This window comes from Nocardia sp. NPDC057455, from assembly GCF_042802775.1.
GTDB lineage: Bacteria > Actinomycetota > Actinomycetes > Mycobacteriales > Mycobacteriaceae > Nocardia.
The window spans coordinates 1-10,191 of record NZ_JBHVDM010000145.1; the positions used below are offsets into that span (position 1 = coordinate 1).

Annotated in this window: 12 protein-coding genes; 5 read left to right on the forward strand and 7 right to left on the reverse strand. The window is 69.5% G+C overall.

What is annotated here, in order from left to right; genetic code table 11:
- Window positions 1-102: 102 nt before the first annotated feature.
- The 4 genes from ACFU5M_RS32920 to rarD all read right to left on the reverse strand — a co-directional run bounded on the left by ACFU5M_RS32920 (window position 103) and on the right by rarD (window position 2,324).
- Window positions 103-609 (reverse strand): PaaI family thioesterase, encoded by a 507-nt coding sequence (locus ACFU5M_RS32920; protein WP_379055244.1) that lies wholly within the window; start codon window positions 607-609, stop codon window positions 103-105.
- Between the two features lie 75 nt (window positions 610-684).
- Window positions 685-1,080 (reverse strand): type II toxin-antitoxin system VapC family toxin, encoded by a 396-nt coding sequence (locus tag ACFU5M_RS32925; RefSeq protein WP_379055246.1) that lies wholly within the window; start codon window positions 1,078-1,080, stop codon window positions 685-687.
- Entirely contained in the window at window positions 1,074-1,328 is a 255-nt protein-coding gene (locus tag ACFU5M_RS32930; RefSeq protein WP_379055248.1) for a type II toxin-antitoxin system Phd/YefM family antitoxin, read from the reverse strand. Before ACFU5M_RS32930 ends, ACFU5M_RS32925 begins: the two co-directional genes overlap by 7 nt.
- Window positions 1,329-1,385: 57 nt before the next feature.
- Entirely contained in the window at window positions 1,386-2,324 is a 939-nt protein-coding gene (gene rarD, locus ACFU5M_RS32935; RefSeq protein ID WP_379055250.1) for an EamA family transporter RarD, read from the reverse strand.
- 35 nt (window positions 2,325-2,359) lie between these two features.
- Between rarD and ACFU5M_RS32940 the strand changes: the two genes are divergently transcribed.
- Together ACFU5M_RS32940 and ACFU5M_RS32945 are read left to right on the forward strand one after the other, a co-directional pair.
- On the forward strand, window positions 2,360-4,783 hold the full coding sequence (locus ACFU5M_RS32940; RefSeq protein WP_379055252.1) for a cation-translocating P-type ATPase: 2,424 nt from the start codon (window positions 2,360-2,362) through the stop codon (window positions 4,781-4,783).
- Window positions 4,784-4,864: 81 nt separating this feature from the next.
- The gene (locus ACFU5M_RS32945; protein ID WP_379055254.1) at window positions 4,865-5,683 is read left to right on the forward strand and encodes a PhzF family phenazine biosynthesis protein; all 819 of its coding nucleotides are present in this window, start codon (window positions 4,865-4,867) and stop codon (window positions 5,681-5,683) included.
- Window positions 5,684-5,695: 12 nt separating this feature from the next.
- Here the strand turns inward: ACFU5M_RS32945 and ACFU5M_RS32950 are convergent, their stop codons facing one another.
- From ACFU5M_RS32950 to lspA, 3 genes are read right to left on the reverse strand one after another with little or no spacing between them, the layout of a single operon-like run.
- Window positions 5,696-6,361 (reverse strand): hypothetical protein, encoded by a 666-nt coding sequence (locus ACFU5M_RS32950; RefSeq protein WP_379055256.1) that lies wholly within the window; start codon window positions 6,359-6,361, stop codon window positions 5,696-5,698.
- On the reverse strand, window positions 6,354-7,280 hold the full coding sequence (locus ACFU5M_RS32955) for an RluA family pseudouridine synthase (protein ID WP_379055258.1): 927 nt from the start codon (window positions 7,278-7,280) through the stop codon (window positions 6,354-6,356). Before ACFU5M_RS32955 ends, ACFU5M_RS32950 begins: the two co-directional genes overlap by 8 nt.
- Window positions 7,277-7,876 carry a signal peptidase II gene (gene lspA, locus ACFU5M_RS32960; protein ID WP_379055260.1) on the reverse strand — a complete coding sequence of 200 codons (600 nt, stop codon included), beginning with the start codon at window positions 7,874-7,876 and terminating at the stop codon, window positions 7,277-7,279. Before lspA ends, ACFU5M_RS32955 begins: the two co-directional genes overlap by 4 nt.
- A gap of 208 nt (window positions 7,877-8,084) precedes the next feature.
- On the opposite strand from lspA, the gene ACFU5M_RS32965 reads away from it, so the two are divergent.
- The 3 genes from ACFU5M_RS32965 to ACFU5M_RS32975 form a co-directional block, all read left to right on the forward strand.
- Complete coding sequence (locus ACFU5M_RS32965; RefSeq protein WP_379055266.1) at window positions 8,085-8,975, forward strand: hypothetical protein; 891 nt, start codon at window positions 8,085-8,087, stop codon at window positions 8,973-8,975.
- A complete protein-coding gene (locus ACFU5M_RS32970) occupies window positions 8,972-9,691 on the forward strand; it encodes a hypothetical protein (RefSeq protein WP_379055262.1) in 720 nt (239 codons plus the stop codon). The genes ACFU5M_RS32965 and ACFU5M_RS32970 overlap by 4 nt, the downstream gene beginning before the upstream one ends.
- An 82-nt stretch (window positions 9,692-9,773) precedes the next feature.
- Window positions 9,774-10,191, forward strand: a 418-nt coding sequence (locus ACFU5M_RS32975) for a VOC family protein (protein WP_379055264.1), incomplete at its 3' end; no start/stop codon positions are given.

Genomic DNA, 10,191 nt, shown 5'->3' on the forward strand with positions numbered 1-10,191 from the left:
CCGGGGCGGTCGCCGGGATTAGTCTCGCCGACCGGCCCGCCGTCTTTGCATCGAAAGCGCTGCGGCACCGGACGCTGCCCGGTGGCCGGTGCGGCGCGCTCGCTAGATGATCCGCAGAATTGCGCAGGTCGCGGCGGCGTGCGCGTACAGTTCGCCGTCCGCGGCGCCGATCAGCCGGGCTTCCGCGCTCGCGGTGGTAGGGCCGACGTGGATAGCGGTGCCTTCGCAGCGCAACGTTCGGGTGTCGGTGCGCACGTGCCGGTGTACGTGGATACCGATCTGCACCGAAGTGGACCGCGTCCCGCCCGGCAATCTCGTCATCACCGCCGATTCGAGGGCCGCTTCGAGCAGCGCCGTCATGAAGCCGCCGTGCGCCCCGCCGATGGGGTCGAGCAGGTGATCGCCCGGCTCGCCTTCGAAGACCACGGTCCCGTCACCGACCTGGACCAGCCGGAAGCCGAGTACGTTCAGGATCGGCGCGTTCGGGATTCGTCCGTCGAGCGCTCCCTGCAAGATTTCTCGCCCGGTCATGCCCAGCAGGTCGGGAGCCGTCTCGGCGGGTGGCCGCCAGATGCGGGTGCGGGAGCGAAGGGGTTCGGGCGCGGTCATGCATCGACGCTACAAAGAGGACGGAACCTTTAGAAGTGTCGGATCCGACACTTTCGCGACCATTTCCGACGACTCTTACAGCCTATGCACCTCCACGTCGGGCATCGCGTCGTAGTCACCGTCTTGTGTGACGATCGGAATGCCGTGTGCCAGTGCGGTCGCCGCGATCCAGCAGTCGTTGATCGGCACTTCGCTTCCGGCGGCCCGCAGGCGTGCGACCAGCAACGCCCAGTGCTCCGCGACGGTCTCATCCACCTCGAGTGGCTGAAACCGTTGTGCCAGCTGGTAGGTCGCCAACCTGCGTGCCGACACTTCGGGACTCGTAGCTCGCAGTACTCCCAGACGTAGTTCACCCAGGGTGACGGCCGACACGCCCCATTCGTAGCCGTCGAACCGTGCCGGATCGAAACGTTCCGCCTCGAGGCCGATGAATATCGATGTGTCGGCCAGCGCGCGTCGACTGATTACCACGGCAGGTCGTCCGTCGTCTCGGTCAAGATCTCGCGCAATTCCTCTCCGAGTCCCGTGGTTTCCGGGCCGAGGCGCATCAGTTCCCGGAGGACTTCCGAGGCGGGCACCCACTGCCGCCGCCGAGATATCGGGATGATCTTCGCCACCGGCCGGTTGTTCTTGAGGATTTCGATCTCCTCGCCGGCCTCGACGCGACGCAACACCTCGGCGGTGTGATTCCGCAGTTCACGTGCGGGTAGGGCAGTCATGCTACAAGCGTAGCCATTTTGCTACAGCCGTAGCAATTCACCCTCGAACGTGGCTCATCATGTGGACCGCGTTTCGTTCGCGTAGGGGCCGACTTCGGCGGTGAGGTCACGTGATGTGCGCCGCGCACGCCGGGCGCGCAGCAGCGCGTCGGTGGTGAAGATCGCCAGCGCGGCCCAGATCAGCGCGAAACCGGCCCATCGGGAGGCGGGCATCGGCTCGTGCGCGACGGCGACGCCCCAGGCCATCTGGAGCGCCGGAGTCAGGTATTGCAACAGGCCCATGGTGGACAGTGCGACCCGCTGGGCCGCCACGGCGAACAGCAGTAGCGGGACGAGGGTGACCGGTCCGGTGGAGGCCATCAGCGCGGTGTGGGCGGGGCCGGAGGCGAATTCGCTGTGTCCGGCGACGGCCGAGGCGACGGCGAATGCCAGCGCGAAGGGTGCGGCGACGATGCCCTCGGCGGCGATGCCGCGCAGCGCGTCCAGCGGGATCACCTTCTTGACCAGGCCGTAGGTGGCGAACGAACAGGCCAGGGCCAGAGCGATGATCGGCGGCCTGCCGTAGTCGACGGTGAGCACCGCCACCGCGCCCGCGCCGAGTGCGAGGGCGGCCCACTGGGCGCCGGTCAGCCGTTCCCGGAAGATCACCACACCGAACGCGACGGTCACCAGCGGGTTGATGAAGTAGCCGAGTGCGCACTCCACGACGTGGCCCGAGGTGACGCCGTACACGTATACGCCCCAGTTGAGCGCGATCGCGGCGGACGCGACCGCCGCCAGGCGCCAGACCCGGCCGCCGATGCCGCGCAACTCGCGTATCCGGCCGCTCACGGCGAGCACCGCGAGCACGACGACCAGCGTCCAGAGGATCCGCTGCGCCACCACCTCACCCGGACTGGCGAACGCCAGCAACCCGAAGAACGCGGGGAACAGTCCCCACAAGAAGTACGCGCTCGCTCCGAACGTTGCACCGGGGATGGACCTGCTTCGCCGCACGAGGACGAACGTAGTTGTCCCGTAGCCTTGCGGTCATGTCGATTACCGTGCAGGCGGCGGGCGCCACCGGACTGACCGCGGCCGAGGTCGAGCAACGTCGCCGCGACGGACTGACCAACGACGTCCCCGATCGGGCGAGCCGCTCGGTCCGCGATATCGTGCGCGCGAACGTCTTCACCCGGATCAACGCCATCCTCGGGGTCCTGTTCGTCCTCGTGCTCGCCACCGGATCGATCATCGACGGCATGTTCGGCCTGCTGATCGTCGCCAACAGCGCGGTCGGCATCATCCAGGAGATCCGCGCCAAGCGCACCCTGGATCAGCTGGCCATCGTCAGCCAGGCCAAGCCGATCGTGCGCCGGGACGGCACGGCGGTCGAGATCGCGCCGCACGAAGTGGTGCTCGACGACCTGATCGAGCTCGGGCCGGGCGACCAGATCGTGGTGGACGGCACGGTCGAGGAGTCCGCGCAGCTCGAGGTGGACGAGTCACTGCTCACCGGTGAGGCCGACCCGATCGACAAGGCGGTCGACGCCGCGGTGATGTCGGGCAGCTACGTGGTGTCCGGATCCGGCGCGTACCGGGCCACCAAGGTCGGCCGGGACGCCTACGCGGCGCGGCTGGCCGAGGAGGCCAGCAAGTTCACCCTGGTGCATTCCGAGCTGCGCAGCGGTATCGACAAGATCTTGAGGTTCATCACCTACCTGCTGATCCCCGCGGGCCTGCTGAGCATCTACAACCAGCTCGTCTCCAGCGAGGAGTCCTGGCGGCCCGCGGTCACCGGCATGGTGGCCGCGCTGGTGCCGATGGTGCCCGAGGGGCTGGTGCTGATGACGTCGATCGCGTTCGCGGTCGGTGTGGTGCGGCTGGGCAGGCGCCAGTGCCTGGTCCAGGAGTTGCCCGCGATCGAGGGCCTGGCCCGCGTCGACGTGGTGTGCGCGGACAAGACCGGCACGCTGACCGAGAACGGCATGCGGCTGTCGGACCTGAGGACACTGGACGCCTTCGACGACACCGAAGTACGCACCGCGCTGGCCGCACTCGCCGCCGATGATCCGCGCCCGAACGCGAGCGTGCAGGCGATCGCGGAGGCCCTGCCGAACGGTCCCGGCTGGCAGCGCACCGCCGTCGCCCCGTTCTCCTCGGCCCAGAAGTGGAGCGGCTGCTCCTACGGCGAGCACGGCGACTGGCTGCTCGGGGCGCCGGACGTGCTGCTCGACCCGCACTCGTCGGCCGCGCGGGTGGCCGAGGAGCTGGGTGCCTCCGGTCTGCGCGTGCTGTTGCTGGCGCGCGGCGACCGCGCGGTGGACGCCGTGGACGCCCCCGGCGTCGTGCGGCCCGCCGCCCTGGTGGTGCTGGAGCAGAAGGTCCGGCCCGACGCCCGCGACACCCTCGAGTACTTCGCGAGCCAGGACGTCTCGATCAAGGTCATCTCCGGCGACAACGCCGTGTCGGTCGGCGCGGTGGCCTCCTCACTCGACCTGCCCGGCGGCGATCGCCCGATCGACGCGCGGGAGCTGCCGTCCGACCGCGACGGACTGGCCGGCGTGCTGGACCGGAACACCACCTTCGGCCGGGTGCGCCCGGATCAGAAGCGCGCCATGGTGTCGGCTTTGCAGTCGCGCGGGCATACCGTGGCGATGACCGGCGACGGAGTGAACGACGTTCTCGCGTTGAAGGATTCGGATATCGGCGTGGCCATGGGCGCGGGCAGCCCGGCGACCAGGGCGGTGGCGCAGATCGTCTTGCTGGACAACAAGTTCGCCACCTTGCCCTATGTGGTCGGCGAGGGGCGCCGGGTGATCGGCAACATCGAGCGCGTCTCGAATCTGTTTTTGACCAAGACCGTCTATTCCGTCCTGCTCGCCTTCTTGGTTGGGATCGCCGGGGTCGGTTCCCAGATCTTCGACTACGAGCCCATCGGCTATCCGTTCCTGCCGCGCCACGTCACGATCGCGGCCTGGTTCACCATCGGCATCCCGGCGTTCATCCTGTCGCTCGCACCCAACAATGAGCGTGCCCGCACCGGCTTCGTCGGACGGGTCATGCGCTTGGCCATCCCGTCGGGCGCGGTGATCGGCGTGGCCACCTTCGTGGCGTACCTGATCGCCTATGCCGGGCCGGACGCGGGCGAGGAGCAGAAGATCCAGGCGGGCACCACCGCCCTGATCACCCTGATCATGATCGCGGTGTGGGTGCTGGCCATCGTCGCGCGCCCTTACGCCTGGTGGAAGGTGGCTCTGATCGCGGCGTCGGTGGCGGCGTACGTCTTCTTGTTCACCGTCCCGTTCACCCGTGAGTTCTTCAAACTCGACCCTTCCAACCTCGCGCTCACCGGTGCGGCGGTGGCCTGCGGCCTGGTGGGCATCGTGCTGGTCGAGGCCGTGTGGTGGGTGAGCGCGGTGCTGCTCGGCGACAAGCGGCAACTGCTGCCGAACTCGCCCGGCGGGGCCGCCTGACAGACTGGACGCCTGACTTGCCGCGCCACGAGAAGCCTTGTGCGAAGCGGCCATTCAGAGTTGGAGTACCTTCTGGAGACTATGGAGGTACTGCTGCACCAGATCGACGCGTTCGCCGACGCACCGTTCTCGGGCAACCCGGCCGCGGTGATGCCGCTCCCGTCGTGGCTGCCGGACGCGTTGCTGCAACAGCTGGCCGAGGAGAACAACCTCGCCGAGACCGCGTTCTATACATCGCAATTGCCTCCCGAGGCGGGCATGCCGCCGGGTGAGTGGCCCGCTTTCCACCTGCGGTGGTTCACACCGAGGGTGGAGGTCGCGCTGTGCGGGCACGCCACCCTGGCCAGTGCCGCGCAGATCCTGGCCGACCTGCATCCCGGCGAGGACCGGGTGAGCTTCTACACGCGCAGCGGCTGGCTGCACGTCGACCGCACCGACGACGACGAATTCGTCCTCGACCTGCCGGTGGTGCCGAGCATTCCGGTGCGGCCCGATCCGGCGCTCGTCGCGGCGCTCGGGGTGCGTCCGGTCGGCGCGTATTCCGGTACCGACGAGGTGATCGTCGTGGCGACCGAACAAGAGGTGCGTGATGCCGCGCCGGTGCTGTCGGCGTTCCCCGCCCTGCCACGCGCCGCGATCGTCACCGCGCCCGGCGACTCGGTCGATTTCGTCTCCCGGTTCTTCGGCCCCGGCGTGGGTGTTCCGGAGGATCCGGTGACCGGATCGGCGCACGCCCAGCTGGTTCCGCTGTGGAGCGAGCGGCTCGGCCGCACCGAACTGCACGCCAGGCAGCTCTCCCGTCGTGGCGGAAGCCTGCGCTGTGAACTGGCGGACGACCGGGTGCTGCTGTTCGGGCGGTGCCGCCGCTACCTCGACGGAGTCGTCACCCTCCCGGATTGAGCGCCCGCCCGCTCACGGTTGCGGAACCGGACCGTCGTCGGGGCCGGGCAGGACGACATCGCGGTAGTCGGGCAGCAGCGGGACCACCGCGAAGCTGCCCGCCACCGCGTCGGCGGGAAGCGCCTGGACCGCGCGGATGCCGGTCTGCCCGGCCAGGTTCCGCAATTGCGCCGAGGAGCCCCGGACGACGAGTCCGACGACGCAGCCGCAGCCGCCGCGCAGGCGTGCGGCGGAGTACGCGATGACACGGGCGGAACGGTCGTCGGCGGGGCGGGGGAGCAGCCAGGCCGCGTCCCGCGACGAGGCCACTGCCGCGGCGACGCCTTCCGGGACGGGCACGTTTACCAGCGGCGTCTGCACGCGGGGGACCGGCACCCGGTAGAGCACCTGGGAAATCCGCAATCCGCCGCTGTGCGCCGGAATCTGTCCGGGTGCCGACGGTTCGGTGAACGACACCAGCGCCCAGCGCGGGTCGCCGCCGTTCGCGTTCAGCGAGTCACGAGATCGGACGAGGTAGTCCGCGACCTGCTCGCCCTGGTCGGGCCCGAGCCGGTCGGTGGCCGCCGCGGGGCGATACGGCGGACGCAGCGCGCCGAGCGCGTAGATCAGCGCCATCAGCGCGACCACCGCCGCGGCGAGGAGGATTCCGCGCCACGGCGGCACCCGGCGATCAGGCATCGCGCAGGACGTCCAGCGCGTGTTTCAAATCGTCCGGATACTCGCTGGTGATCTCCAGGTAGCGGCCGTCGGCGGGATGCTGGAAGCCCAGCGACCGAGCGTGCAGCCACTGGCGTTGCAGCCCGAGCCGCTCGGCCAGGCGCGGGTCGGCACCGTAGCTGAGATCGCCGCAGCACGGGTGCCGGATCGCGGAGAAATGCACCCGGATCTGATGGGTGCGGCCGGTCTCCAGATGGATGTCCAGCAGACTGGCCGAATGGAACGCCTCGACGGTGTCGTAGTGGGTGACGCTCGGCCGCCCGTCGGCGGTGACGGCGAACTTCCAGTCGTTGCCGCGGGCCCGGCCGATCGGGGCGTCGATGGTGCCGCTGCTCGGATCCGGATGCCCCTGCACCACAGCGTGATACCGCTTGTCGACGGTGCGCTGCTTGAACGCGCGCTTGAGCACCGTGTACGCGTGCTCGGACTGCGCGACCACCATCACTCCGGAGGTGCCGACGTCCAGGCGATGCACGATGCCCTGCCGTTCGTGCGCGCCCGAGGTGGAGATGCGGTATCCGGCCGCGGCGAGCCCGCCCACGACGGTCGGCCCGCTCCAGCCGACACCGGTGTGCGCGGCCACGCCGACCGGCTTGTCCACCGCGACGATGTCGTCGTCGGCGTAGAGGATCTTCATCCCCGCCACCGGCTCGGCCTCGATGGTCAATTCCCGCTTCGGCTCGGGGAAGATCACCTCGAGCCAGGCGCCCGCGGTGAGCCGGTCGGACTTGCCCGCGGCGACGCCGTCGAGCTGCACCGACCCCTCCTCGGCGAGCGCGGCCACCGCGGTACGGGACAGGCCGAGCAGGCGGGACAGGCCCGCGTCGACGCGCATGCCGTCGAGCCCGTCGGGGACGGGCATGGTCCTGGTCTCCCTCATGCCGCGCTGCCCTCGCTCGCATCGCCGGGCTTGTCGTGGCCGACCCGGGTGCCGTTGGGTTCGAAGCCGAACACGGTGAGCACGACCAGCAGGATCGCGCCGCAGACGATGGCCGAGTCCGCGACGTTGAACACCGGCCACCAGCCGATCGCGACGAAATCCACCACGTGGCCCTGCAGCGGGCCGGGCGCGCGGAACAGCCGGTCCATCAGATTGCCGAGTGCCCCGCCGAGCACCATGCCCAGACCGATCGCCCACCCCAGCGAGCGCAAGGTGCGGCCGATGCGCACCACTCCGACGACGACGGCGGCGGCGACCAGGGTCAGCAACCAGGTCATGCCGGTGGCCATGGAGAACGCCGCGCCCGGATTGCGCACCAGGCTCAGGCGGGCGAAGTCGCCGACGACCGATACCGGGTCGCCCGGCGTCAGTTTCGCGACCGCGATGGTCTTGGTGAGCAGATCCAGGCCGAGCACCACCGCCGCGAGAACGAGCAGCGTCCGCAGGCGCTGCGGCGGAGCCGACACGGTCGTCGGATCGACGGTGTTCGCTGGGCTTTCCTCGGGCGGCCGGTCGTCACTCACGCCGACCATCATCTCTCGAGTGCGATCGGGCCCGGTGCGCGCGTCCGATTGCCGCGATCCGCGCCCGGCCCGCGCGAGGCACGCCGACCGGCGCACACGCGGATGTCCCAGCTGACACTCAGGAAGCGGTCGTACGCTGTTGCTCGTGACGGTGTTGTCTTCCCCCCGCCTTCATCGGAGCCCCGGCTCCGCACGGAGCGCACGCTCGGGCGTGCTGCTCATGGTGCTCGCGGTCGGCCTCTCGGCCTTCGGTGTCGGTTGCGGCGACGGCGCGGAGTCCAGCGGAGAGGCCGACGGAACGGAGCCGCTGGGAATCGGCAAGGAAGTGACCGTGCCGATCGCGGCAGCGGTGGCCACGGTGGAATCGGCCGGTGCGCAGCCGCGGTCGCTGCTGCGGCCGGAGTACCCGGCGGGCACCGAGCAGCGGGTCACGCTCTATACCGCTCACCACATCGAACAGCAGATCGACGAACAGCCCAGGCGTGATTTCTCCACCCCGGCGCTGACCATTCCGATGACCGCGCAGACCACCGCCGACGGCATCGATCTGACGCTCGGTACGGTCACCTCACCGGACCCGGCCATGGCCAGAGCGCTCACCAAGATCGGCGGCTCGCACGCGGGCTTCGACCTCAGTGATCTGGGCACGATCACCGCCCTGCGGCTCGAGCCCGCCCCCGACGCGTCGAACACCGCACGCGCCGCCCTCGAGCAGGCGTTCTACCAGGCCGTCTACCGGTCGATCGCGTTCCCCGACGAGCCCGTCGGCGAGGGCGCGGTGTGGACGGTGCGTCAAGAAGTGAGCAGCGGCGTCCTGCTCGACCAAGTGACCACCGCGACGCTGAGCAAACGCGACGGGGACCGGCTCACCATCGAACTGCACGTCACCCAGAAACCCAAGTCGCCGGTGTGGAACCTGCCGAACAACGCGGGCACGCTGGACATCCGGGACTACGTCATGGAGGGAACGGGCACCATCACGGTGGATCTCGGACTGCCTCTGCCGGTGGCCGGATCCATCACCGTCGGCGGTCACCAGGCCTACCGCGATCCGCACAGCGACAGCACGCTGCGCCAGACGATCGATACGCAGGTGTCGTGGACCGAATGACCCGTGCGTGCGCCTTGTCGGCCGTTGTCGCGCCGCTCATGGTCGCCGCCGGATGCGGTTCGCAGGAGGGCGCCGCGTCCGGACAGCCCGAACTTCCGCCGGTTGGGCCCGTGGTGGCCGCTGCTCCGGCGACGACCGGCCCGCAGACCGATTCCGCTCGGCTGCGTGAGCGATTGCTCAGCGACGCCGACCTCCCCGCCGGCTTCGCCGCGCTCGCGCCGCCCGCCGATGCCGGGAGCGGCGCCACCGGCGCCTCGCCGACGAATCCGGCCGAATGCGGAAAAGTGCTCGCGCCGCTCGGCGCGCAACGTCCCGGCGCGCTCGCGCAAGCGTCCACGCAGTACGCAGGGCCGAATTTCTCCAGCATCGATATCGATGCGGCCAGTTATCCGGCCGACAGGGTCGCGGGCGCGTTTTCCGATGTGCAGGAAATCCTGCGTCGCTGCGCGCACTATTCCAGCGCCGAGGGCTCCGATATTCCGATGGACTACCGCATCGGCGGGCTCGTCCAGCCGCCCGTGGGCGACGCCGCCGCCTCCTTCCAGGTGCGCACCACCAGCGACGACCTGACACTTCGGTCCTCGACCGCGATCGTTCAAGTGGGAAGCACATTGGTGCAGGTCGCGATCACCGCCCCCGAGGCGGTGGACCCCGCTGTGCTCAGCGCGCTCACCGCGGCCCAGGTGCGTCGGCTGCAAGGCGTCGCGGGCCCCTGATTTCCGACGATCCGGCCAATTGCGCGGATCGCCGGAATAGGCTCGGCATGGTCCGACACAACGCCTCGACCGGAGGTTCCCCATGTCTGATGTCAAACCCGTTCCCGATGGTTATCCGGTGGTCTCGCCCGGTCTGGCCATCGACGGCGCGGCGGCGGCGATAGATTTCTACAAGAACATTTTCGGCGCCACCGAACGTATGCGAATGCCCGGTCCGGACGGCAAGATCGCCCATTGTGAATTGATGTTCGGCGATTCCGTCGTCATGCTCGGGGATCCGGCACCCGATATGGACTTCCTCGACCCGAAGACGGTCGGCGGCACCCCCGTCAACCTGTACGTGTACGTCGCCGACGCCGACGCCGCCTTCGCCGCCGCGCTGGCCGCGGGCGCCAAGGAGCTCACGCCCATGACCACCCAGTTCTACGGGGATCGCAGCGGCTCCTTCGAAGACCCGTGGGGGCACCGGTGGACCGTGGCCACCCACGTGGAGGATGTGC

Bases quoted from the DNA above. Each gene is read 5' to 3' on its own strand.
- ACFU5M_RS32950 (WP_379055256.1), bottom strand. From the start codon at position 6,361: ATGCCTGATCGCCGGGTGCCGCCGTGGCGCGGAATCCTCCTCGCCGCG.
- ACFU5M_RS32955 (WP_379055258.1), bottom strand. From the start codon at position 7,280: ATGAGGGAGACCAGGACCATGCCCGTCCCCGACGGGCTCGACGGCATG.
- ACFU5M_RS32930 (WP_379055248.1), bottom strand. From the start codon at position 1,328: ATGACTGCCCTACCCGCACGTGAACTGCGGAATCACACCGCCGAGGTG.
- ACFU5M_RS32940 (WP_379055252.1), top strand. From the start codon at position 2,360: ATGTCGATTACCGTGCAGGCGGCGGGCGCCACCGGACTGACCGCGGCC.
- lspA (WP_379055260.1), bottom strand. From the start codon at position 7,876: ATGATGGTCGGCGTGAGTGACGACCGGCCGCCCGAGGAAAGCCCAGCG.
- ACFU5M_RS32965 (WP_379055266.1), top strand. From the start codon at position 8,085: ATGGTGCTCGCGGTCGGCCTCTCGGCCTTCGGTGTCGGTTGCGGCGAC.
- ACFU5M_RS32920 (WP_379055244.1), bottom strand. From the start codon at position 609: ATGACCGCGCCCGAACCCCTTCGCTCCCGCACCCGCATCTGGCGGCCA.
- ACFU5M_RS32970 (WP_379055262.1), top strand. From the start codon at position 8,972: ATGACCCGTGCGTGCGCCTTGTCGGCCGTTGTCGCGCCGCTCATGGTC.
- ACFU5M_RS32945 (WP_379055254.1), top strand. From the start codon at position 4,865: ATGGAGGTACTGCTGCACCAGATCGACGCGTTCGCCGACGCACCGTTC.